At 64.8% G+C, this 21,183-nt stretch carries 23 protein-coding genes; 16 read left to right on the top strand and 7 right to left on the bottom strand.

Annotation, left to right across the window (positions count from 1 at the left end; all coding sequences use genetic code 11):
* Positions 1–248: 248 nt before the first annotated feature.
* The 7 genes from AC1DZT_RS12480 to AC1DZT_RS12450 all read left to right on the top strand — a co-directional run bounded on the left by AC1DZT_RS12480 (position 249) and on the right by AC1DZT_RS12450 (position 6,958).
* Positions 249–1,535, top strand: a complete 1,287-nt coding sequence (locus tag AC1DZT_RS12480; protein ID WP_478006969.1) for an ABC transporter substrate-binding protein — start codon at positions 249–251, stop codon at positions 1,533–1,535.
* Positions 1,536–1,634: 99 nt separating this feature from the next.
* Complete coding sequence (locus AC1DZT_RS12475; RefSeq protein ID WP_478006968.1) at positions 1,635–2,603, top strand: carbohydrate ABC transporter permease; 969 nt, start codon at positions 1,635–1,637, stop codon at positions 2,601–2,603.
* Positions 2,600–3,433: a carbohydrate ABC transporter permease gene (locus AC1DZT_RS12470; protein ID WP_478006967.1), complete on the top strand. Its 834-nt coding sequence runs from the start codon at positions 2,600–2,602 to the stop codon at positions 3,431–3,433. Before AC1DZT_RS12475 ends, AC1DZT_RS12470 begins: the two co-directional genes overlap by 4 nt.
* A gap of 4 nt (positions 3,434–3,437) precedes the next feature.
* Complete coding sequence (locus tag AC1DZT_RS12465; RefSeq protein ID WP_478006966.1) at positions 3,438–4,442, top strand: ABC transporter ATP-binding protein; 1,005 nt, start codon at positions 3,438–3,440, stop codon at positions 4,440–4,442.
* 71 nt (positions 4,443–4,513) lie between these two features.
* Positions 4,514–5,299: a ThuA domain-containing protein gene (locus AC1DZT_RS12460; RefSeq protein ID WP_478006965.1), complete on the top strand. Its 786-nt coding sequence runs from the start codon at positions 4,514–4,516 to the stop codon at positions 5,297–5,299.
* Entirely contained in the window at positions 5,299–6,357 is a 1,059-nt protein-coding gene (locus AC1DZT_RS12455) for a Gfo/Idh/MocA family protein (RefSeq protein ID WP_478006964.1), read from the top strand. The genes AC1DZT_RS12460 and AC1DZT_RS12455 overlap by 1 nt, the downstream gene beginning before the upstream one ends.
* A gap of 112 nt (positions 6,358–6,469) precedes the next feature.
* Entirely contained in the window at positions 6,470–6,958 is a 489-nt protein-coding gene (locus AC1DZT_RS12450) for a cytochrome b (RefSeq protein ID WP_478006963.1), read from the top strand.
* On the opposite strand, the gene AC1DZT_RS12445 is transcribed toward AC1DZT_RS12450, so the two are convergent.
* Positions 6,955–7,725 carry an alpha/beta fold hydrolase gene (locus tag AC1DZT_RS12445; protein WP_478006962.1) on the bottom strand — a complete coding sequence of 257 codons (771 nt, stop codon included), beginning with the start codon at positions 7,723–7,725 and terminating at the stop codon, positions 6,955–6,957. The two genes, AC1DZT_RS12450 and AC1DZT_RS12445, sit on opposite strands and share 4 nt — an antisense overlap.
* 92 nt (positions 7,726–7,817) lie before the next feature.
* Here AC1DZT_RS12445 and AC1DZT_RS12440 point away from each other — a divergent pair, with 92 nt between their 5' ends.
* The 4 genes from AC1DZT_RS12440 (at position 7,818) to AC1DZT_RS12425 (ending at position 9,945) form a co-directional block, all read left to right on the top strand.
* Entirely contained in the window at positions 7,818–8,189 is a 372-nt protein-coding gene (locus AC1DZT_RS12440) for a hypothetical protein (RefSeq protein WP_478006961.1), read from the top strand.
* A gap of 54 nt (positions 8,190–8,243) precedes the next feature.
* Positions 8,244–8,843, top strand: a complete 600-nt coding sequence (locus tag AC1DZT_RS12435) for a TetR/AcrR family transcriptional regulator (protein ID WP_478006960.1) — start codon at positions 8,244–8,246, stop codon at positions 8,841–8,843.
* Positions 8,844–8,949: 106 nt separating this feature from the next.
* Positions 8,950–9,627 (top strand): PspA/IM30 family protein, encoded by a 678-nt coding sequence (locus tag AC1DZT_RS12430; protein ID WP_478006959.1) that lies wholly within the window; start codon positions 8,950–8,952, stop codon positions 9,625–9,627.
* Positions 9,628–9,660: 33 nt separating this feature from the next.
* Complete coding sequence (locus AC1DZT_RS12425; RefSeq protein ID WP_478006958.1) at positions 9,661–9,945, top strand: hypothetical protein; 285 nt, start codon at positions 9,661–9,663, stop codon at positions 9,943–9,945.
* A gap of 116 nt (positions 9,946–10,061) precedes the next feature.
* Here AC1DZT_RS12425 and glyA read toward each other — a convergent pair whose 3' ends face one another.
* Positions 10,062–11,357 carry a serine hydroxymethyltransferase gene (gene glyA, locus AC1DZT_RS12420; protein ID WP_478006957.1) on the bottom strand — a complete coding sequence of 432 codons (1,296 nt, stop codon included), beginning with the start codon at positions 11,355–11,357 and terminating at the stop codon, positions 10,062–10,064.
* A gap of 209 nt (positions 11,358–11,566) precedes the next feature.
* On the opposite strand from glyA, the gene AC1DZT_RS12415 reads away from it, so the two are divergent.
* Both AC1DZT_RS12415 and AC1DZT_RS12410 read left to right on the top strand, forming a co-directional pair.
* The gene (locus AC1DZT_RS12415) at positions 11,567–12,331 is read left to right on the top strand and encodes an NAD kinase (protein WP_478006956.1); all 765 of its coding nucleotides are present in this window, start codon (positions 11,567–11,569) and stop codon (positions 12,329–12,331) included.
* 214 nt (positions 12,332–12,545) lie between these two features.
* On the top strand, positions 12,546–13,868 hold the full coding sequence (locus AC1DZT_RS12410) for a DEAD/DEAH box helicase (RefSeq protein ID WP_478006955.1): 1,323 nt from the start codon (positions 12,546–12,548) through the stop codon (positions 13,866–13,868).
* A gap of 39 nt (positions 13,869–13,907) precedes the next feature.
* Here AC1DZT_RS12410 and AC1DZT_RS12405 read toward each other — a convergent pair whose 3' ends face one another.
* Positions 13,908–14,369, bottom strand: coding sequence for a hypothetical protein (locus tag AC1DZT_RS12405; protein WP_478006954.1), 462 nt, complete (start codon positions 14,367–14,369; stop codon positions 13,908–13,910).
* A gap of 242 nt (positions 14,370–14,611) precedes the next feature.
* Between AC1DZT_RS12405 and AC1DZT_RS12400 the strand changes: the two genes are divergently transcribed.
* Positions 14,612–15,190 (top strand): thymidine kinase, encoded by a 579-nt coding sequence (locus AC1DZT_RS12400; protein ID WP_478006953.1) that lies wholly within the window; start codon positions 14,612–14,614, stop codon positions 15,188–15,190.
* 12 nt (positions 15,191–15,202) lie between these two features.
* Here the strand turns inward: AC1DZT_RS12400 and AC1DZT_RS12395 are convergent, their stop codons facing one another.
* The gene (locus tag AC1DZT_RS12395; protein WP_478006952.1) at positions 15,203–16,117 is read right to left on the bottom strand and encodes a DMT family transporter; all 915 of its coding nucleotides are present in this window, start codon (positions 16,115–16,117) and stop codon (positions 15,203–15,205) included.
* Positions 16,118–16,295: 178 nt separating this feature from the next.
* On the opposite strand from AC1DZT_RS12395, the gene AC1DZT_RS12390 reads away from it, so the two are divergent.
* Both AC1DZT_RS12390 and AC1DZT_RS12385 read left to right on the top strand, forming a co-directional pair.
* Positions 16,296–17,327 (top strand): hypothetical protein, encoded by a 1,032-nt coding sequence (locus tag AC1DZT_RS12390; RefSeq protein WP_478006951.1) that lies wholly within the window; start codon positions 16,296–16,298, stop codon positions 17,325–17,327.
* Positions 17,328–17,450: 123 nt separating this feature from the next.
* A complete protein-coding gene (locus tag AC1DZT_RS12385) occupies positions 17,451–18,116 on the top strand; it encodes a hypothetical protein (RefSeq protein WP_478006950.1) in 666 nt (221 codons plus the stop codon).
* A 115-nt stretch (positions 18,117–18,231) separates the two neighbouring features.
* On the opposite strand, the gene AC1DZT_RS12380 is transcribed toward AC1DZT_RS12385, so the two are convergent.
* The 3 genes from AC1DZT_RS12380 to AC1DZT_RS12370 form a co-directional block, all read right to left on the bottom strand.
* Entirely contained in the window at positions 18,232–19,434 is a 1,203-nt protein-coding gene (locus AC1DZT_RS12380) for an SPOR domain-containing protein (RefSeq protein WP_478006949.1), read from the bottom strand.
* A gap of 67 nt (positions 19,435–19,501) precedes the next feature.
* Entirely contained in the window at positions 19,502–20,137 is a 636-nt protein-coding gene (gene upp, locus AC1DZT_RS12375) for a uracil phosphoribosyltransferase (protein WP_478007401.1), read from the bottom strand.
* 19 nt (positions 20,138–20,156) lie between these two features.
* Complete coding sequence (locus AC1DZT_RS12370; RefSeq protein ID WP_478006948.1) at positions 20,157–21,137, bottom strand: adenosine deaminase; 981 nt, start codon at positions 21,135–21,137, stop codon at positions 20,157–20,159.
* Positions 21,138–21,183 lie beyond the last annotated feature (46 nt).

Genomic DNA, 21,183 nt, shown 5'->3' with positions numbered 1-21,183 from the left:
AAAGCCCTGCACACATTTTCCTGCAAGCGCTTTGAATCGCAGAAATATCATCCTTCTTGCCCAAAGCCCGCCCACCATCCAAAGCCATTTGAAAGCGCTTTGAGGCGAGAATCGTTGACTTTTGACCCGCCCTGCCGCTAAATCTTGCCTAACGTTTCGGATGAGCCTGCGCAGACGGGCCATGGCCTGACACGTTTCAAGGGAGTTCGCGCCCAAAGGCGCATGACAATCAAGAGGGAGGAAGACCCATGTCCACTGGATATCGGGCAGGCGCGCTGCGGGCCACCGCGGTCGCGGCCATTCTGGCGGCTTTCGGCACGCCGGTTCTGGCAGAGGAAATCACCATCGTCTCGGGCGCCACCGGTTCGGACCTGCAGGACTTTCCTGCCCTGGTCAAACCCTGGGAGGAGAAGACCGGCAACAAGGTCACCGTGGTGCCGATGCCCTCTTCGACCACCGACCAGTTCGGGCAATACCGGCTCTGGCTCGCCGCGGGCAATGCCGACATCGACATCTACCAGACCGACGTGATCTGGGCGCCGCAGCTTGCCACCCATTTCGTCGACCTGACCGAGGCCGCCAAGGACCTGATCCCGACCGAATTCCCCTCGATCATCCAGTCGCAGACGGTGGGCGGCAAGCTGGTCGCCCTGCCGATCTTCACCGACGCCCCGGCGCTTTACTACCGCAAGGACCTTCTGGAGAAATACAAGCTCGAGGTCCCCAAGACCTGGGACGAGATGGCCGCCGCCGCCAAGACCATCATGGAGGGCGAACGCGCCGCGGGTTCCAAGGATTTCTGGGGCTATGTCTTTCAGGGCAACGCTTACGAGGGCCTGACCTGCGACGCGCTGGAATGGGTCAAATCCTTTGGCGGCGGTCAGATCGTGGAGCCTGACGGCACCATCTCGATCAACAATGAAAAGGCCGTGAAGGCGCTGGAGACGGCGAAATCCTGGGTCGGCACCATCGCCCCCGAAGGCGTCCTCTCCTATCAGGAGGAAGAGGCGCGTGGCGTCTGGCAGACCGGCAACGCCGCCTTCATGCGCAACTGGCCCTATGCCTATGCCCTGGGCGACAGCGCGGATTCCAAGGTGAAGGGTCTTTTTGCCGTCGCCCCGCTGCCCTATGGCGCCGAGGGCGACACGTCGGCCGCGACGCTGGGCGGCTGGAACCTCGCCGTGTCGAAATATTCCAAGCATCAGGAGGCGGCGATCTCGCTGACCATGTGGCTGGGCGGTCCCGAGGTGCAGAAGATGCGCGCCCTGATGGAAACCCACCTGCCGACCATCCAGGCGCTTTACGACGATCCGGAGATTGCCGCCAAATCTCCGATCATCCCGCAGTGGAAAGAGGTCTTCCTCAGCGCCGTGCCGCGCCCCTCGGCGCCCACCCTCAGCCATTACAACGAGGTCTCCTCGAAGTTCTGGTCGGCGGTGCATGACACGCTCTCGGGCACCGGTTCGGCGGCGGACAACCTCGCCAAGCTGGAATCCGATCTGGCCGATATCCAGGGCGACAACAACTGGCAATAAGCCCCTGAAAGGGCAGTTTCCTGCGGCAGGGGCGGTTCACCGCCGCCCTTGTCCTGTGACCGGGGAGGGTTCGCCGCTGCGGACCCAAGGGGAGACGTCATGACATCACCATCGCTTGGAAAGGCACCGGACCCGGGGATCAGCCTGCAGCAGCAGCGCGCCCGGGCCGCCTTCTGGTTCCTTGCCCCCATGCTGGCAGCCCTGTTCTGCGTGGCGGCCTGGCCCTTGCTGCGCACGATCTGGTTTTCCTTGACCAACACCAGCCTGGACGACCTTTACGGCGGGCATTTCGTGGGCTTTTACAATTACTTCCACATCCAGACCCTGCCCTCGGGTGCGGTCAAGTACAAGGGCGCGCTCTTCGATCCGGCTTGGTGGAACGCGGTCTGGAACACCGTGCGCTTCTCCTTCATCTCGGTCATCTGCGAGACGATCCTCGGCCTTGGCGTCGCCTTGATGCTGAATGCCGAGTTCAAGGGCAGGGGCTTCGTCCGCGCCGCCATCCTGATCCCCTGGGCGATCCCGACCATCGTGTCGGCCAAGATGTGGGCCTGGATGCTGAACGACCAATACGGCATCCTCAATGACATCATGGTGCGGCTGCACCTGATCGACCACAAGATCGCCTGGGCCTCGAACCCCGATACGGCGATGATCGCGGTGCTGATGGTCGATATCTGGAAAACCACGCCCTTCATGGCGCTTCTCTGCCTCGCCGGCCTGCAGATGGTGCCGCGCGACATCTACGAGGCGGCGCGGATCGACGGCATCCACCCGGTCAAGGTCTTCTTCCGCATCACCCTGCCGTTGATCCGGCCCGCGCTGATGGTGGCGGTGATCTTCCGGATGCTGGACGCCTTGCGCATCTTCGATCTGGTCTATGTGCTGACGCCGAATTCTTCCGCCACCAAGACCATGTCGGTGATCAGCCGGGAAAACATGATCGACTTCGCCAAGTTTTCCTACGGCGCCACCCAATCCACCATGCTGTTTGCGATGCTGGCGATCTTCGTCTCGCTCTACATCTGGCTCGGCAAGGTCGATCTGACCGGGGAGGGCGGGCGATGAGCGCACAGGCCATCTTCTGGAAGGTGATGTTCTACGCCTTCGTCGTGATCGTCGTGGTCTACGCGGTCTTCCCCTTCTACTACGCGATCATCACCAGCTTCGCCTCGGGCTCGGCCCTGTTCGAGATCCACTACTGGCCCGCCGTCTGGGATCTGACCAATTACGAGACGGTGCTCTTCGCCCGCACCTTCCCGCGCTCGATCCTGAACTCGCTCTTCGTGGCCTCGACCACCGTGGCTTTTGCGCTGTTCCTGGCGGTCACCGCCTCCTACGCCCTGGCGCGGGTGAAGTTCCGGGGCAGGGGGCTGTTGCTGATGACGATCCTTGGCGTGTCGATGTTCCCGCAGATCGCGGTTCTGGCCGGGCTTTACGAGCTTGTCCGCTTCCTCGGCCTCTACAACACGCCCTGGGCGATGATCCTGTCCTACACGATCTTCACGCTGCCCTTCACCGTCTGGGTGCTGACCACCTTCATGCGCGACCTGCCGGTCGAGATCGAGGAGGCCGCCATCGTCGACGGGGCCACCCCTTGGGTCATCATCACCAAGGTCTTCCTGCCTCTGCTCTGGCCCGCGCTCGTGACCACCGGGCTTCTGGCCTTCATCGGGGCTTGGAACGAGTTCCTCTTCGCCCTGACCTTCACCATCTCGGAAGACCAGCGCACCACGCCGGTGGCCATCGCCCTGCTGTCGGGCGCCTCGGTTCAGGAAATCCCCTGGGGGCCGATCATGGCGGCCTCGGTCGTGGTCACCGTGCCCCTGGTGGTGCTCGTTCTCATATTCCAACGCAAGATCGTCGCGGGCCTGACCGCGGGCGGCGTGAAGGGCTGACAAAATGGCAAAGATCGAACTGAAGAACGTCAAGAAATCCTATGGCGCGGTGGATGTCATCAAGGGCATCGACCTGACCATCGAAAAGGGCGAGTTCATGGTGTTTGTCGGCCCCTCGGGCTGCGGCAAATCCACCCTGCTGCGGCTGATCTCGGGGCTGGAGCAGATCACCTCGGGCGACATGCTGTTCGATGGCGAAAGGGTCAACAACCTGATCCCCTCCAAGCGCGGCATCGCGATGGTGTTCCAGTCCTATGCGCTTTATCCGCATATGAAAGTCTATGACAACATGGCCTTCGGGATGAAACTGGCCAAAGCCAGCCCCGAGGAGATGGACAAGCGAGTCCGCGACGCGGCCAAGCTGTTGCAGATCGAACACCTGCTGGACCGCCTCCCGAAACAGCTGTCGGGCGGCCAGCGCCAGCGCGTCGCCATCGGCCGCGCCATCGTGCGCGATCCGCGGGTGTTCCTGTTCGACGAGCCCCTGTCGAACCTCGACGCCGCCCTGCGCGTCCAGACGCGGCTGGAGATCGCCAAGCTGCACCATTCGATGGACAAGGTCACGATGGTCTATGTCACCCACGACCAGGTGGAGGCGATGACCCTTGCCGACCGCATCGCCGTGCTGCGCGATGGCCGCCTGATGCAGGTGGGCACCCCGGCCGAGCTGTATGACCGGCCGAACTCGCTCTTTGTCGCGGGCTTCATCGGCAGCCCCAAGATGAACTTCCTGACCGGCAAATTCGCCGCCGACGAGGGCTGCACCACCGTGGGCATCCGCTCCGAACATATCGACATCGTCGAGACCGGCGGCAAATGGAGCGGGCAGGTCGTCCATGCCGAAGACCTCGGCTCGGACAATTACCTCTTCGTCGAGGTCGGTTCCGATGAACCCTTGATCGTCCGGCAGGATGGCAAGCTGAAGACCAAGCTCGGCGCCACGCTGCAACTGGCGCCCAAACCTGGCATGCTGCATCGTTTCGACGCCAGCGGCACGCCGATCCGCTGAACCCCTATCCCCGCCCGCTCGGGCGGGGCAGACCCAACCGGCAAAGCGCCGGGCCGAAGGAAGAGGAAAGCATGACGATCCGTGTCACCGTCTGGGGCGAAAACGTCCACGAGCACAAGAACAAGGTTGTGGCAGAGGTTTACCCCCTGACCATGCACGGCACGATTGCGGCCGCGCTCAACACCGACCCGGCCTTCAAGGCCACCACCGTCACCCTGCAGGACCCCGAACACGGGATGACCGCCGCCAAGCTGGCCGACACCGATGTGCTGATCTGGTGGGGCCATGCCGCGCATGGCGAGGTCTCCGACGCCGTGGTCGAGCGGGTCTGCGATGCCGTCTGGGGTGGCATGGGGGTGATCTTCCTGCACTCCGCCCATTTCGCCAAGCCCTTCAAGCGCCTGATGGGCGCGCCCTGCAACCTGACCTGGCGTGAGGCGGGGGAACGAGAGCGCCTCTGGGTCACCTCGCGCCAGCATCCGATCGCGCAAGGCCTGCCCGACCATTTCGAGCTTGAGAATGAAGAGATGTACGGCGAACCCTTCGGCGTGCCGGAACCGCTTGAAACCGTCTTCATCTCGTGGTTCCAGGGCGGCGAGGTCTTCCGCTCCGGCCTGACCTATCGCCGGGGCGCGGGCAATATCTTCTACTTCCGCCCGGGGCATGAGACTTACCCGACCTACCACGATGCCAATGTCCAGAAGGTCATCTCCAACGCGGTGAAATGGGCCCATAACCCCGCCGCCCGCATCCTGAACCCGAACGACGCGCCCAATACCCCGGTGGAGAAGGCGCTGGAGCCGATCGTGGAGCGTGGCCCGCGCCTGCACCATGCCGGCGAGGCCGGGTTCCGCTGATGAAACAACCCGTCCGCATCCTGATCCTCGGCACCGGGGGCATGGCTGGCAACCATGCCGAAGCCTTCGCCAAGATCCCCGGCGTCAGCCTCGCCGCCGGCATCGACACAAGGCCCGAGCAGCTCAAGGCCTTCTGCGACAAGTACAAGATCGCCAAGGGCTTCACCTCGATCGCCGAGGCGATCGAATGGGGCGAGTTCGATGCCGTCACCAACGTGACCCCCGATGCCGCCCACTATCCCACCACCTTGCCGGTGCTGGCCGCGGGCAAGCATATCCTCTGCGAAAAGCCCCTCGCCACCTCCGAAGCCCAGGCCGAGGAGATGGCCAATGCCGCCGCCAAGGCCGGGGTCGTCAACATGGTCAACCTCAGCTACCGCAATGGCGCCGCCCTGCAGAAGGCCGCCGTCATGGTGGCCGAGGGCGCCATCGGCGAGGTCCGCCATTTCGAGGCCTCCTACCTGCAATCCTGGCTGACCCAGCCCGCCTGGGGCCATTGGGACAAGGAGCCGCAATGGCTCTGGCGTCTGTCGACCGCGCATGGCTCCAAGGGGGTGCTGGGCGATGTCGGCATCCATATCCTCGATTTCGCCACCTTCATCGCGGGCCAAAAGGTCGAGGAGATCTCGGCCCGGCTCGCCACCTTCCACAAGGCGCCGGGCGACCAGATCGGCGATTACATGCTGGACGCCAATGACAGCGCCACGATGCAGCTGCTGCTGGAAAACGGCGCCCTCGGCACCGTCGCCGCCACCCGCTTTGCCACCGGCCATCTGAACGACCTGCGCTTGCGGCTTTTCGGCACCAGGGGCGGGCTGGAGGTGGGCTTCGAGCGCGGCATCTCCTCCCTGCGCGCCTGTCTCGAGTCCGACATGGAAAGCGCGACCTGGCATGACATCGACTGCCCGCCCGTCGCCACCGTCTACGACCGCTTCATTGCCGCGATCCGCGGCGAAGAGGTCGCCGACCCCGACTTCGCGCGCGGCGCGATGCTGCAGAAGATGCTCGACCGGGCCGAACAATCGGCGGCCAAGGGCGGGCTCAGCCTGGCGGTCTGACCTTCCGGCGGGGTGCGCCGCGTGCCCCGCCGCTTTTGCGAAAATCCGCTTGATCCCGGCGACGGAAGCGCGCCTCTCTGGCGTGGAACAAGAAACCAAACCGGAGGGACCGATGGTCAAAGGCTTTTCCACGACGCAGATCGCCTTGCACTGGGCGGTGGCGCTTCTGATCCTGTTCAACCTGATCATGAGCGACGACATGAGCCATCTGTGGCGCCAGATCCAGCAGACCGGCCCGATGCCCACGACGACCGGCGCCTGGCTGCACATCATCGTCGGCGTGGTGATCCTGGCCCTGGCGCTGTGGCGCCTGACCCTGCGCTTCACCCGCGGCGTGCCCGCCGCCCCCGAGGGCGAAAGCAAGGCGGTCAAACTGGCGGGAGAGGTCAGCCATGGCCTCCTTTATGCCCTGATGATCGGGCTGCCGGTGACCGGGCTTCTGGCCTTCTTCGGCGGCATCGACAGCCTGGCCGAGATCCACGGCGGCATCCTCAAGGCCCTGCTCTGGGTGCTGATCGTGGCGCATGTTCTGGCGGCGGTCTACCACCATGTCATCCTGAAGGACGGGCTGCTGAACCGGATGCGCAAGCCGCTGGATTAGGCGTCCAGAAACATCGCCACCGTCGCCTCGAACTCGCGCGGCTTTTCGGCGTGGAGCCAGTGGCTCGCCCCCATCAGCTTGGCAAAGCGCGCCCGGGGAAACTGGGCGCGGATGCCGTCGCGGTATTCGGGCTTCATGTAATGGCTTTCCGAACCCGACAGGAACAGCGCCGGGCCACCGAAAGTCCCCGCGGTCCCCGGCCAGCCGACGATCTTGGCCATCTCGGCCTCCAGCACGTCGAGGTTCAGCCGCCAGACCGGCGGCTGCTGCTTCAGGTCCAGCGATTGCAGGAAAAACGCCCGCAGGCTCGGGTCAGGCTCGACCTCGGCCAGACGGCGGTCCGCCTCCATCCGCGAGGTGAGGCCGGTCAGATCCAGCCCCTTCATCGAGGCGATATGGCGGTTCTGGTCATGGGCATAGGCCACCGGCGCCACATCGGCCACCACCAGCCGCCGCACCAGCGCCGGTTGGGTCAGCGCCAGCTGCATCACCACCTTGCCCCCCATCGAATGGCCGAGCAGATCGACCGGTGTCGCAAGCCCTTCCAGAACCTCGGCCAGATCGGCGGCCATGTCGGGATAGCTCTGGCTCGCCCCGCGCGGCGAGAATCCGTGGTTGCGCTGATCGACCGCCACCACATCGCGGTGCGTCGCCAGATTGCGCGCGATCACCCCCCAGTTGCGCCCCGAGCCGAAGAGGCCATGGACAATCACCAGCGTCGGGTGGGTCTTGGCCGCCTGGGCCGGATGCAGGATGGTGTTCAACATGCCCTTTTCTTACCCCGCATTTTTCCGCCATGCCATATCCGTTGAATTGCCCCGAAGCGCGGTCTAGAAAGCAGCGAAATTCCGGGGCGAAGATGAGCAAGATCACCATTGAACAGATGGCCGACAGGGTAAGCGCCCTGATCGAGGAACGTCTGAAGATCACCGGCAACTCGCTGGAGACGCGACTGAAACGCGCCGGCCACCGCCTGCCGCGCCGCGTGCTCGACGCGGGCGAGGTGCTGGTGTCCGCCACCGAAATGGCCCAGATCCCGAAGCTCCTGATGCAGATCGACCACGAGGCCGTGGCCGAGGCCTATGACCTCTGCATCAAGCATCTGAAATCGGTGGACCTTGCCGCCCGCCGCCGTGGCCTTCTGCTCGACATCGGCGCCCGCATCGCCTTTGTCCTCCTGATGGTGATCCTCCTGACCGTCGGCGTGCTTTACTGGCGCGGTTTCGTCTGAGCTTTCCTCCCGCCCCGGCTTTTGCTACCTTGAACAAAGTTCAAGGAGCCGAAGATGAGCAAAGTCGAAGACCGCCGCAGCGCCTTGCGGGCCGATCTGATCCGCCTCGCCACAAGTCAGATCGCCCAAAGCGGCATGGCGACCTTGCGCGCCCGCGACCTCGCCCAGGAGGCCGGCTGCGCGGTCGGGGCCATCTACAACGTCTTTGCCGACATGACCGCCCTGACCCTCGCCGTGAATGGCGAGACCTTCGCCCGAATCGGGGGAGAGGTCGCGAGCGCCGTCATCGGCCATGAGGCCGATCCGCCGGAGCGCCGCCTGATTCTTCTGGCCCGCGCCTATGTCGCCTTTGCCGACCGCAACACCCATCTCTGGCGCGCGCTCTTCGACCTTGACCTGCCCGATGACGACAAGGTGCCCGACTGGTACCGCGCCGAACTGTCCAAGCTTTTCGCCCATATCGCCGTGCCGGTTTCCGAGATTTTTCAGGACCTTGGCGCAGAGGATCTGCAACGCATGGTGCGCGGTCTCTTCTCCTCGATCCACGGCATCGTCACCCTTGGCCTGCAACGCCGGCTTTCGGGCGTGCCGCGCGATCAGGTCGAGGCGATGATCGAGGATATCATCCTGCGGATCTGCGGCCGCAAACCCTGACTGGAAACCCTGACTGCAAATTCATGAACATCGTTCAAAATAATCCTTGAACGATGTTCAAAACCCTGTATGACTCTCCTCATGAACAACGTTCATGGAGAGCAAGATGTTCGCAACCCTCAAGACCCTGATGCTGGGCAGCCAAGCCCGGGCCGAGGAAAGGCTCCGCGCCGCCTATGCCATCGACCTGATCGACCAGAAACTGCGCGAGGCGGGGCAGGGGCTGGCCCTGGCCAAGTCCACCCTCGCGAGCCTGATCCAGCGCCAGCGCGCCGAGGCCCGCCAGATCGCCGCGCTGGAAACCCGCCTTGCCGACCTGACCCTTCGCGCCACCGAAGCCCTGCGCGCCGGGCGCGAGGACCTCGCCACCCCCGCCGCCGAAGCCATCGCCGCGATGGAAAACGAGCTGTCCCAGCGCCAGGACACCCAATCCCGCCTCGCCGCCCGCATCACCCGCCTGCAAGCCTCGGTCGAGGCCGCGCACCGCCGGATGATCGACCTGCGCCAAAGCGCCGTCTCGGCCCGGGCGCTGCGCGACGAACAGGCGCTGCAGGTGCGGCTGAACACCACGCTCTCCGGCCAAAGCCCGATGGACGAGGCAGAGACCCTGATCGCCGAGGTCATGGGCCGCGACGATCCCCACGAACAATCCGAGATCCTGGGCGAGATCAACCGCGACCTGAGCCATGACACGGTGACCGAACGCCTGTCCGATCAGGGCTTCGGCACCCCGCTGAAATCCAGCGCCGCCGAGGTGCTGTCCCGCCTGAAATCCCGCCTCTGACCCAAATCCCCCCATTTCCAACAGGAGAACACCATGAAACCCGTCCATCAAGACAACGCCCTGATCCAGACCCTCAACCTCGCCGGCGTCGTGGCCGCCTATGTTCTGCTGGGCATCTCGCTCTGGCTTTCGACCGACGTCCCCCTCGCCACCAAGGGTTACTGGGCCATGGGGATCATCCTTCTGACCCTCTCGCTGATCAATGTCGTGAAATACCGCTTCGACGCCCAGGCCAGCGTGGATCGCATCAAGCAGCTTGAAGAGGCCCATAACGAACGCCTGCTGGCCGAGTTCGTGACCGACAAGACCAAGGCTTGAGCCCGGCTCGGGGCCGCGTGCGAAGGCGTGCAAAAATGAACAAAGGGTTGACAAGTTTTGCCAACCCTTTGTTTTTAAGTCATTTCAGAAGGATTGCACGCGTGCAATCCCGCCTCTTACAGGCCCGGATAGATCGGGAAAGCCTTGCACAAAGCCTCGACCTTGGCCTTCACCGCGGCCTCGACCTCGGCATTGCCTTCCTCGCCATTCGCGGCCAGACCGTCGACGACTTCAACGATCCAGGCCCCGATCTGCCGGAACTCCGCCTCACCAAAGCCGCGGGTCGTGCCGGCCGGGGTGCCGAGACGGACGCCCGAGGTGACGGTGGGCTTTTCCGGGTCGAAGGGGATGCCGTTCTTGTTGCAGGTGATATGGGCGCGGCCCAGGGCCTTCTCGGTCGCGTTGCCCTTCACATTCTTCGGGCGCAGGTCGACGAGCATCACATGGGTGTCGGTGCCCCCGGTGACGATGTCGAGACCGCCCTTCATCAGCTCATCCGCCAGGGCCTGGGCGTTCTTGATCACCTGGGCCGCATAGGCCTTGAACTCGGGCCGCAAGGCCTCGCCGAAAGCCACGGCCTTGGCGGCGATCACATGCATCAGCGGGCCGCCCTGGATGCCCGGGAAGATGGCCGAGTTGACCTTCTTGGCGATCTCTTCGTTGTTGGTCAGGATCATCCCGCCGCGCGGACCGCGCAGGGTCTTGTGGGTCGTCGTGGTCGCGACATCGGCATAGGGGAAGGGCGAGGGGTGCTGGCCACCGGCGACCAGACCCGCGAAGTGGGCCATGTCCACCATCAGGTAAGCGCCGACCTTGTCGGCAATCGCGCGGAACTTCGCAAAGTCGATCTGGCGCGGCACGGCGGAACCGCCGGCGATGATCAGCTTCGGCTGCGATTCGACGGCGAGACGCTCGACCTCGTCATAGTCGATCCGGCTGTCCTGCTTCCTCACGCCATATTGGACGGCATGGAACCACTTGCCCGACTGGTTCGGCGCCGCGCCATGGGTCAGGTGACCGCCCGAGGCGAGGTTCATCCCCAGAATGGTGTCGCCCGGCTTCAACAGCGCCTGGAACACGCCCTGGTTGGCCTGGCTGCCGGAGTTCGGCTGCACATTGGCAAAGCTCACCCCGAACAGCTGGCAGGCCCGGGTGATCGCCAGGTTTTCCGCCACATCGACGAATTCGCAGCCACCGTAGTAGCGCTTTCCCGGATACCCTTCGGCATATTTGTTGGTCATCACCGACCCCTGCGCCTCCATCACCGCCTTGGAGACGATGTTTTCGGATGCGATCAGCTCGATCTCGTCGCGCTGGCGGCCGAGTTCATGGACGATCGAGCCATAAAGCTCGGGGTCGCGGGTCGACAGGCTTTCGGTGAAAAATCCGGAGTCGCGGTGGCTGGTGGTCATGGTTTTCTCCAAAAGGGGGCTGGCGCTATCTAGACCGGGTTTCACCGGCATAGAAGGCCAGAAAACGACAGGTTTCCCGTCGCGGACGAAAAAAGTTTCCGATCGGAAACTTAAACCGCCCATGGAAAACCGCAATACCGCTCCGGCGTTTGGGGGTTGAGTTTGCCCGCCAGCCTGCCAAGAGTATCGGCAATCGAAGGAGAACCCTTGTGACGTCAGGCAAAATCGCCTTCCGGGCCAGTCCCGCGCCCGCAGCCCAGGAGGCTTTGGCGCATCTGACCGCGCGCTATGGCCAGACGCCGCTGGAACAGGCCGACATCATCCTGGCGCTGGGGGGTGACGGTTTCATGCTGCAAACCCTGCATGAGGAGCATTGGACCGGGCTTCCCGTTTACGGCATGAACTGCGGCACCGTGGGCTTTCTGATGAACACCTATTCGCCGCATGACCTGCCCGAACGGCTGGCGGCGGCGGAGGAGGCGGTGCTGAACCCGCTTGCCATGACCGCGACTTCGACCAACGGAAGGGTGACCGAGGCCTTGGCGATCAACGAGGTCTCGCTGCTGCGCGCCGGTCCGCAGGCGGCCAAGCTGCGCATCCTCGTCGATGGCAAGGAGCGGATGCCGGAACTGGTCTGCGACGGCTGCCTTCTGGCGACGCCGGCCGGCTCGACCGCCTATAACTACTCGGCCCACGGGCCGATCCTGCCGATCGGGGCCGAGGTTCTGACCCTGACCGCCGTAGCCGCCTTCCGGCCGCGGCGCTGGCGGGGCGCCTTGGTGCCGAAATCCGCCGTGGTGCGCTTCGAGGTGCTGGAGCCCGCCAAGCGCCCGGTCCGCGCCGATGCCGATACACGGCCGGTCACCGATGTCCTGTCGGTCGAAATCCGCTCCGAACCCAATGTCCGCCACCGTATCCTCTTCGACCCCGGCCATGGGCTGGAAGAACGGCTGATCGTCGAACAATTCGCCTGACGCCACCCATCCACCCGGGTATTCGCAATCGCGCGCTTGACTTTTGCGCCGATAGCGCCCATTTGCGCCAAGTCCGAAGCCCGTGCCGCGTGAGCACCAAAAGGCCCGGACACGGTTCCCACCATCACGCAGGGGCACCTGCAATGTGCACGGCTTGTGGTATCCGCCACAGGCGAGGGTGCATTGTCCCCTTTGTTTGATGGACCATTCTTCCATGACGACTTTTGCCGAACTCGGCCTTTCGCCCAAAATCCTGAAGGCGCTCGAGAACACCAAGATGACCGCGCCGACGCCGATCCAGGCCCAGGCCATTCCCCATATCATGAAGGGCGCCGACCTGATGGGTCTGGCCCAGACCGGCACCGGCAAGACCGCGGCCTTCGGTCTGCCCCTGCTGCACCGCCTGCTCGACATCGGCCATCCGCCGGCGCCGCGCCATGTGCGTGCCCTGGTTCTGGCCCCCACGCGCGAGCTGGTGGCGCAGATCGCCGAAAACTTCCTGACCTTCACCAAGGGCACCGCCGTCAAGGTGACGATGGTCGTCGGTGGCGCCTCGCTGAACCGGCAGGCCGACCGTCTGGCCAAGGGCTCGGATGTGCTGATCGCGACCCCCGGCCGTCTGATCGACCTTCTGGAGCGTGGCGCCGTGACGCTGGAATCCTGCGGCTATCTGGTGCTGGACGAGGCCGACCACATGCTGGACATGGGCTTCATCCATTCGCTGCGCAAGATTGCCAAATATATCCCGCAGCACCGCCAGACGCTGCTGTTCTCTGCCACGATGCCGAAAGACATCGAAGAGATCAGCCAGACCTATCTGCGCAACCCGGTCCGCGTTCAGGTGGCCCCGCCCGGCAAACCGGCCGAGAAGATCGTGCAGGGCGTCCATTACATCCCGAACGGCGACAAGGCCAAGCTGCTGGAAAGCTATCTCCTGAAGCATCCGGGCGAACAGGCGCTGGTCTTCAGCCGCACCAAGCATGGCGCGGAAAAGCTGTTCAAGCTTCTGGTGGCCTGGGGCTTCAAGGCTTCCTCGATCCACGGCAACAAGAGCCAGAGCCACCGCGACCGCACCCTGACCGAATTCCGCGAGGGCAGCCTTGACGTTCTGGTCGCGACCGACGTCGCCGCCCGCGGCATCGACATTCCCGGCGTCCGCCATGTCTACAACTTCGACATGCCCAACGTGCCGGAAAACTACGTCCACCGCATCGGCCGCACCGCGCGCGCCGGGGCCGAGGGCAACTCGATCTCCTTCTGCGCCCCGGCCGAGATGGGCGAGCTGCAGGCGGTGGAAAAGCTGCTGAAGAAGGTCATTCCGGTGGTCGGCGGTGCGCCGTGGTCGGTGTCCGAGGTGGCGGCGGCGCCCAAGCCCGCGCAGAACCGCGGCGGTCGTCCGGGCGGTCAGCGTCCGCAGGGGCAGGGCAAGCCCGGCCAGCGTTCCGCCAAACCCGCAGGCAATGGCCCGGCCAAACCGCTGCGTCCGGCCTCGAAAACCGGGGGCGTCCAGGCGCCCCAGCGTCAGAAGTCGCGCTGAACCCCTGACACGACCCAAGGGCGGAACTTCGGTTCCGCCCTAATGGTTTTCGCCGGCCTCTTCCTCGAGGTTCAGCTTCATCTGCAGGATCACCTCCTGGATGGCCAGCGTCTCGCGCAGCATCCGCTTGGCCTCGTTGACCGAGATCACGCCATCGGCGATCGCCATGTTGTATTCGGCCATCAGCTGGGCGAACCTTTGCGCCAGGGCCACCACGTCCTGATTGACCCCGGCCGAGGTCGAATTGCGCCGCGTGCCGTCGTAGGACATCGTGATCCCGCGCAGATCCGCCAGCGCCGCGGTGACATGCGGATAGCGCGCCGCGGCCTCCAGCTGGGCCACCACATCGACCGGCATGAAGCGGTCGCCATGTTCCTCCTGATCCGAGTAATAGCGCCCAAGCGTCGCCTTGGATTTGCCGGTCAATTCGCAGGCGGATTCAATTCCAACGTCTTTGACCAGCGCCTCGGTATGCTTCTTCAGATAACTTTCCAGAGACATCGTTCCAAACCGTTTCCGTAAGGGAATTTTATTCATTTTTTCCCATTAATCCTGTGGCAAGACTTTGTCATGCACAAAGAACTCCCCATGTTGGGGGAGTGACGAGTGGCCGGCCCTTCGGGTCGGATTGGGTGGGGTCCGCCGGGCAGAAGTCTCGCAAACCGGTTTCGGCGGACCTGGCAATCCTTCCGGTGCTGTGCCTTTGGCTTGCGGTCGCCGCGGTGCTTGGGCTAGATCACCCGATGGCCAAGCTTTACTTCCACTATTCGACGATGAATGCGGGCAAATCGACCCTGCTTCTGCAAGCCGCGCACAACTACCGCGAAGGCGGCATGGCGACCTACCTCATCACCGCGCAGCTCGACACCCGCGCCGGCGAGGGGCGGATCGCCAGCCGCATCGGGATCGGCGATCCGGCCGATACCTTCGCCCCGGGCGAGGACATGTTCGCCAAGCTGGCCGCGCGCCTGGCCGAGGGGCCGGTGGCCTGCGTCTTCATCGACGAGGCGCAGTTCCTCACCAAGGAGCAGGTCTGGCAGCTGGCCTGCGCCGTGGACGATCTGGGCGTGCCGGTCATGTGCTATGGCCTGCGGGTGGATTTCCAGGGCAATCTCTTCCCCGGCTCGGCGGCGCTGCTGGCCTGGGCCGACGAGATGCGCGAAGTCCGCACCATCTGCGCCTGCGGGCGCAAGGCCACTATGGTCATCCGCCGCGGCCCCGACGGACGCGCGATGCAGGAGGGCGAGCAGGTGCAGATCGGCGGCAACGAGACCTATGTCAGCCTCTGCCGCCGCCACTGGCGCGCGGCGGTCGGGGCCTGACCCTTTGGTGGCCTAGGCCCGGCGCGCCCGCAGTGCGATCATCACCCCCGCCGCCACGATCATCGCCATGCCCAGCACCGCAAGGGGCGGCAGCACATCGCCCCACAGCAGCCAGCTCCAGGCGGCCGAGGCGGGCAGGATGACATATTCAAAGACCGAAACCCGCGTTGCATCGGCGATCTGATAGGCCCGCACCATCAGGCCCACCCCCAGAAGCGAGCCCGCCGCCTGCACGAAACACCAGAACCAGAAGGTGTTTGAGGGCCAGACCGGCCCGCGCATCAGAAAGCCCGCCCCGCCCGCGGCCAGGGGCTGCGGCCAGATCGTCAGCGCCAGCATGCCGATCACCCCCGCCACGCCGAGGGCAAGGAAGAACCCCGCCAGCAGCGTCTCGGCGCTTTCCTCGGGGCACCAGCGGCGGGTGGCGATATTGCCCATCGCGTAAAGCGCCCCGGCCAGCACCGGCAGAAGCGCGGGCAGGGAGGCGCCGCGCATCGCCTCTGGCCCCAGCACCAGGATCACCCCGGCAAAGCCGATTGCCACCGCCATGATCCGGAACGGGCCGATCACCGTGCCATAGGCGAACCGCTCGATCAGCAGCACGAAGATCGGCGCGGTGAAGAGCCCCGCCGCGACCAGCGCCACCGGCAGAAATCCCAGGGCGCCGAAGTAGATCACCATCGCCACGCCATGCACGGCCGAACGCGCCAGGACCGCGCCGGGATTGCGCGCGCCGAGGTGCAGCTTCAAAGGCCCCGCGACCAGCACCAAGAGCGCCACCGCCAGGACCGAGCGGGTGACATGGAACTGCCAGAGCCCGCCCTCCGCCGCGATGATGCGCACGAAATTGTCGGTAAAGCCGATCAGGCTGGCATAGATCACGATCATGCCCGCCGCCGCCATGGTTCTGTCGCCTGCCGCCTGCATGGATGCTCCTCTGCCCTCGGGCGCCAGCCAAACCGCGATCTTGCGGGGTTTCGCGTCTGAATGCGACAGAAGGCGGGTGGTTTGGCCCCTTGCGGGCCGGCCGAAGGGCTGCATTGGATTGTGGCGCTTGGGGGCTTCCGCTAAGGTCGCTGAAACGGACAAGACACCCAAAGGCCCGATGACCGCCCTGACGAAATACCAACGGCTGGAATGCACCGGGCTCTGGCGGCTGACCGCCGCCGCGCAATTGCGCGAAGTGGTGGTGAACCTGCGCGACACCACCCTCGTCCTGGCCGATCCGCGCACCGAAATGGCGCTGTCGCACTGGTCCTTGCCCTCGGTCGAACGGGTCAACCCCGGCGAGATGCCCGCCCTCTTCACCCCCGGGCGGATGGAGGACGGCTCGCCCTCCGAAACGGTCGAGATCGACGACCGCGACATGATCTCGGCGCTCGAAACCGTGCGCACCACCCTGATCCGCCGCCGCCCCCATGCCGGACGGGGCCGCAAGCTGAGCCTCGGTCTCGGGGCGGTGGCGCTGGCCTTCTTCGGCCTCCTCTGGCTGCCCGAGGCGATGATCCGGCATACCGCCTCGGTCCTGCCGACGGCGACGCGGATCCAGATCGGCAAGGCGGCGCTGGCCGATGCGGCGCGCCTGACCGGCACGCCCTGCACCGGCGCCCTGGGCAAAAGGGGGGCCGCGGCGCTGGCCCTGAAGCTCGCCTCGCAGGGCGTGGGCGAGATCGACGTGGTGCGCGATGGCGTCGCGGGGGCGGTGGCGCTGCCGGGCGGCATCGTCCTGATCTCCGGCAAGCTTCTGGAAAGCGCTGCCGATCCGGAACCTGTCGCAGGCTATGTCCTGGCCGCGATGCTGCGCGCCCAGATGAGCGACCCGGTCATCCCGATCCTGCGCCATGCCGGGCTGATCGCGACGGTCCGGCTTCTGACGACCGGCCATCTGTCGGAAAACGCGGTGGAGGGCTATGCCGAGGGCCTCCTCAGTGCCAAGCCCGCCGATCTGCCCGACGACCGCCTGCTGGAGAAGTTCCGCCAGGTCAACCTTTCCTCCACCGCCTATGCCCATGCGCTCGACCCCGACGGCGAGTCCACCGTGGGCCTGATCGAGGACGACCCCTTCAAGGGCGCCTCGCCCGCCCCGATCCTGCCCGACAATGACTGGATCAGCCTGCAGGGGATTTGCGCGGAATAGGGGGCCCGCAGCGGCATACAAAGGCTGCGTCTCAGGGCTGCGTTGGTTCGCCCCGAGCTTATTGTGGGCATTCGGAAGGTGTGCGATCCTCGGGTAAGGACAAGTCGGGAGAAACGAAAAGCCATGGTCGTAGGGCTGGAAGCGGAGTCGGGGCATCAATCCTACGGGGCGGAGATTCGGCGGCGCATGGCGGGCCTGGGTGCTGACCTCCCGCCCCTGCTCCTGAAGCTGTTTGATTGGTTGGAATCGAATGGGCACACTGCACGGTATGCCCAGGGCGAAGTCCTGCTTGTCGCGCCTCGCCCGTACCGGAATGGCGATCTGTACTCCTATATCCGTTTCGAGTTTCCGCAGAAGGACTTCATGGACTTGTGGTTGGGAAAGACCGGCTACGAAAGACAAGTCATCCCCTTCATCGTGTGCGGAGATGACGGCAGTTACATCGCTCTGTGGCCAATGGACCAAGAAACGGGTGAGCGGTTCGTCTTTCTCGGCTCAGAAGGAGAGTGCTTCACGGTTGCGGATAATATCCATGATCTAATTGCTTTGATCACAATGGGATATGACGAGATTTATGGACGAGCGGAATTGTCGTGCTCCCCCATGGAGGCGTGGCTGCTGGGCGGAAACGAGGAGCCGTGGCCAGGGTCGGCCCGTCTTTTGGACCTTATGGAATGGGCGCGTCGCGACGCAGGGATCGTTTACCCTGCCAAAGGTTCGGACATCCTTCCCTTTGCGCCGGAAGATGACCCCTTTACCGCCTTCATAAATTCCATCGTCGATGCTTGACGGTCCACTCCACCCCTAGGCCGACCGATCCGATCTGTCTTGTCCATAAAAAAATCCCCGGGTCGTTGCCCGGGGAGTGTGCTGCTCGCGTCGTTCTGCCCTCGAAAAACTTGGGTCAGCGCAGGAATGCGTCGGCAAATCCTGCGGAGTGGAGGTGGGCCAGGCCGGCCTGCGCCTCGGTGAGGCTGGCGAAGGGGCCGGCGTAGATCGTCTGCAAGGTCTTGCCCTTGGCTGTGGCGCGGCCGACCGAGACGGGCAGGCCAAGGGCGCTGACCCGCGCCATGACGCCTTGCGCATTGGCCGGGTCGCCGAAGGAGCCGATCTGCACCATCCGTCCGCCCGCAGCTTGCGGCGCGGTCTGGGTCACGGGCAGGCCTTGCGGTGCCGACATGGTCGCGACCGCGGTGCGCATTGCGGGGGCGGGGGCAGGGGCCAGCACCGGCTGTGCGGCTTGATGCCGCTTCATCCAGCGCTTCGGCGGGGCCTTTTCGGTGACGAGGACCATCGGCACCGTGCGGCGCCAGACCCTGTCCTGTTCGGCCTGGCCCTCGGCGGTGCCGATCCCGCGCATCGGGTTCAGCCGGTCGTCCTTCCAGGCATAGGTCCAGCCCTTGGGCGGCTTGGGCAGCGTCCTCGAAGTATAGACCGGCTGGGGTTGCGGCGCCGCTTTCGGCTGCGCTGCTGCAACCTGAACCATCTGCATCGGCGCGGTCTGCATCGGCGCGGTCTGCATTGGCGTCGGCGTCACCGGGGCCGCCTTCAAGGCAGCGGTCTGGGCCGGCGCCGGCATGGCGTCATAGCTCGGCGGGCGCCAGCCCGAGGCCGTGCCATCGCCCCGCGTGCAGACCAGCACCGTCCCACCGACGATCTCCACCTGCTCCAGCTTCGGCGCATCGGCATAGCACCCGACCCCGCTGATCGGGGTGGCGACGTTGCTGGCGTTGTAGGCCGGGGCCCTGGCGGAAGGCTGCGGGGCCGCAAGCTGCGGCGCGGCCGCGACCTGCGCCGGCGCGGCGGGCCGGGCCTGCGCATCGGGCGCCATGTCGGCCACCACCGCCGCCTGCGCGGCGCTGCCCCCGGTCGGGGTCAACCCACAGATCGGCTTGTGGCTGCGATCGACCCGCACCACCCAGTTCACCACGCCACCGAAACCGGCCCGCAGGAACAGGCAGCCCCGGCTGTCGACGAACTGCTGGCCCTTGAAGCTTGCCGGGGGCGGATTGAGCGGCGACCCGATCTGCGACAGCTTCTGCGCCTCGGATGCCGAGACCGTCAGCATCAGCGCCAGCACCGTCCCGCTCAACATCTTGACAGTCATGATGACGCTCCCCAATCGCTAGAGAGAATCATGAATCAAGATTGTTTCTGAGTAAAGGGCTAATCCCTTATTTGGTGCCGAACATTCGGTCGCCCGCATCTCCTAGCCCCGGGACAATATATCCATGGTCATTGAGATGGGTGTCTACAGATGCTGTGACGATCTGCACGTCGGGATGGACCTCGTTCATGTGCCGGATCCCCTCGGGCGAGGCGAGAAGGCAGAGGAAGCGGATGTTCCTCGCGCCCGATTGTTTCAGAAGCGTCACCGCCGCGGCGCTGGAATTGCCGGTGGCCAGCATCGGGTCCACCACAATCGAGATCCGCTCGTCCAGATGGTCCGGCACCTTGTAGTAATATTGCACCGGCTGCAGCGTCACCGGATCGCGGTAAAGCCCGACAAAGCCGACCCGCGCCGCCGGGATCAGCTCCAGAATCCCGTCAAGAAGCCCGTTGCCCGCCCGCAGGATCGAGATCAGCGCCAGTTTCTTGCCGTCGATCGCCGGGGCATCCATCGGGCAGATCGGGGTTTCGATCTTCTTGGTGGTCATCGGCAGGTTGCGGGTGACCTCATAGGCCAGAAGCAGGCTGATCTCGCGCAGAAGCTGGCGGAACGAGGCGGTGGAGGTGTCCTTCTCCCGCATCAGGGTCAGCTTGTGCTGCACCAAAGGGTGGGTGACCACGGTCAGCAGGCCGGAGGCCATGAGTTCTGCATTCAGGTTTTCAGACATGTTGCGCCTCCAAGAGCTGGCCGATCCTCGTCTTGGTATCCGCATCGCAAAAGGCCGCGTCAAGCGCGGTTCGGTTCAAAGCGGCAAAGACCCCGTCGTCCCAGTCGAAGGCCTCGTGCAAAAGCTCGTATTCGCGGGTGAGGGTGGTGTGGAAGAACGGCGGATCGTCGGTGGAGACGGTGACCTTGACGCCGCGGTGGTACAAGTCACCAATCGGATGTTTGCGGAAGCTCGCGTAGATGCCCAAAGCGACATTGGAGCCGGGGCAGCATTCCAGCACGACGCCGGTCTCGGCCAGTTCATCGACGAGCGCCAGATCCTCGATGGCGCGCACGCCGTGACCGATGCGCAGCGCGCCCAGATCGCGGATCGCGGCGCGCACCTCCGACGGGCCTTTCCATTCGCCGGCATGGACCGTGGGCTTCAGCCCCGCCTCGCGCGCCGCATCGAAAGACCAGCGGAAGTCCTTGAGTTCGCCCATGGTTTCCGCGCCGCCGATGCCGAAGCCGACCAGGAAATCCCCCGCCGTCTCGGCCGCGCAAAGGGCGGTCTGGCGGGCCTTGTCAGGGCCGAAATGGCGGATGCAGGTGACGATGGCCTTCATGGTGATCCCGGCCTCGCGCTGCAGCGCCGTTGCGGTTTCCTGCATGGCTTGCAGGTATTCGCGCCAGGCGCCGCGGTCGCGCCCGCCGCAGAAATCGGGAGAGAGGAAGATCTCGGTATAGACCACGCCCTGTTCGGCCTGCGCCTCCAGCACGGCGCGGGTCAGGCGCTGGTAATCCTCGGGCGTGGTCAGCGTGGTGCAGGCGGCCTCGTAGACCTTGAGGAATTCGGCGAACCCCTGATAGCGATAGCTGCCATCGGGGGCAAAGATGCCTGCGATATCAATGTGTTTCTCTTTCGCCAAGGCGGCGATGAAGCGCGGCGGGGCGGCGCCTTCGAGGTGGATGTGAAGTTCAAGCTTGGGCGTCATGCGGTGCACCTGCGGAAAGTCTGGGGGGCTGGCTGCCCCCCAGACC

The organism is Rhodobacter sp. P1_C2 (genome assembly GCF_056406375.1).
The sequence above is the reverse complement of the archived record's forward strand: the minus strand, read 5'-3'. Positions and strand labels throughout refer to the sequence as shown.

What these genes read in the sequence shown, in the direction of transcription:
- AC1DZT_RS12430 (WP_478006959.1), top strand. Translation starts at nt 8,950, where the DNA reads ATGTTCGCAACCCTCAAGACCCTGATGCTGGGCAGCCAAGCCCGGGCC.
- AC1DZT_RS12435 (WP_478006960.1), top strand. Translation starts at nt 8,244, where the DNA reads ATGAGCAAAGTCGAAGACCGCCGCAGCGCCTTGCGGGCCGATCTGATC.
- upp (WP_478007401.1), bottom strand. Translation starts at nt 20,137, where the DNA reads ATGGCCTCCGGCCTGCTGACCGTGGTCACCCACCCTTTGGTGCAGCAC.
- AC1DZT_RS12395 (WP_478006952.1), bottom strand. Translation starts at nt 16,117, where the DNA reads ATGCAGGCGGCAGGCGACAGAACCATGGCGGCGGCGGGCATGATCGTG.
- AC1DZT_RS12405 (WP_478006954.1), bottom strand. Translation starts at nt 14,369, where the DNA reads ATGTCTCTGGAAAGTTATCTGAAGAAGCATACCGAGGCGCTGGTCAAA.
- AC1DZT_RS12460 (WP_478006965.1), top strand. Translation starts at nt 4,514, where the DNA reads ATGACGATCCGTGTCACCGTCTGGGGCGAAAACGTCCACGAGCACAAG.
- AC1DZT_RS12410 (WP_478006955.1), top strand. Translation starts at nt 12,546, where the DNA reads ATGACGACTTTTGCCGAACTCGGCCTTTCGCCCAAAATCCTGAAGGCG.
- AC1DZT_RS12475 (WP_478006968.1), top strand. Translation starts at nt 1,635, where the DNA reads ATGACATCACCATCGCTTGGAAAGGCACCGGACCCGGGGATCAGCCTG.
- AC1DZT_RS12370 (WP_478006948.1), bottom strand. Translation starts at nt 21,137, where the DNA reads ATGACGCCCAAGCTTGAACTTCACATCCACCTCGAAGGCGCCGCCCCG.
- glyA (WP_478006957.1), bottom strand. Translation starts at nt 11,357, where the DNA reads ATGACCACCAGCCACCGCGACTCCGGATTTTTCACCGAAAGCCTGTCG.
- AC1DZT_RS12445 (WP_478006962.1), bottom strand. Translation starts at nt 7,725, where the DNA reads ATGTTGAACACCATCCTGCATCCGGCCCAGGCGGCCAAGACCCACCCG.
- AC1DZT_RS12450 (WP_478006963.1), top strand. Translation starts at nt 6,470, where the DNA reads ATGGTCAAAGGCTTTTCCACGACGCAGATCGCCTTGCACTGGGCGGTG.
- AC1DZT_RS12390 (WP_478006951.1), top strand. Translation starts at nt 16,296, where the DNA reads ATGACCGCCCTGACGAAATACCAACGGCTGGAATGCACCGGGCTCTGG.
- AC1DZT_RS12465 (WP_478006966.1), top strand. Translation starts at nt 3,438, where the DNA reads ATGGCAAAGATCGAACTGAAGAACGTCAAGAAATCCTATGGCGCGGTG.
- AC1DZT_RS12480 (WP_478006969.1), top strand. Translation starts at nt 249, where the DNA reads ATGTCCACTGGATATCGGGCAGGCGCGCTGCGGGCCACCGCGGTCGCG.
- AC1DZT_RS12470 (WP_478006967.1), top strand. Translation starts at nt 2,600, where the DNA reads ATGAGCGCACAGGCCATCTTCTGGAAGGTGATGTTCTACGCCTTCGTC.
- AC1DZT_RS12440 (WP_478006961.1), top strand. Translation starts at nt 7,818, where the DNA reads ATGAGCAAGATCACCATTGAACAGATGGCCGACAGGGTAAGCGCCCTG.
- AC1DZT_RS12380 (WP_478006949.1), bottom strand. Translation starts at nt 19,434, where the DNA reads ATGACTGTCAAGATGTTGAGCGGGACGGTGCTGGCGCTGATGCTGACG.
- AC1DZT_RS12385 (WP_478006950.1), top strand. Translation starts at nt 17,451, where the DNA reads ATGGTCGTAGGGCTGGAAGCGGAGTCGGGGCATCAATCCTACGGGGCG.
- AC1DZT_RS12425 (WP_478006958.1), top strand. Translation starts at nt 9,661, where the DNA reads ATGAAACCCGTCCATCAAGACAACGCCCTGATCCAGACCCTCAACCTC.
- AC1DZT_RS12455 (WP_478006964.1), top strand. Translation starts at nt 5,299, where the DNA reads ATGAAACAACCCGTCCGCATCCTGATCCTCGGCACCGGGGGCATGGCT.
- AC1DZT_RS12400 (WP_478006953.1), top strand. Translation starts at nt 14,612, where the DNA reads ATGGCCAAGCTTTACTTCCACTATTCGACGATGAATGCGGGCAAATCG.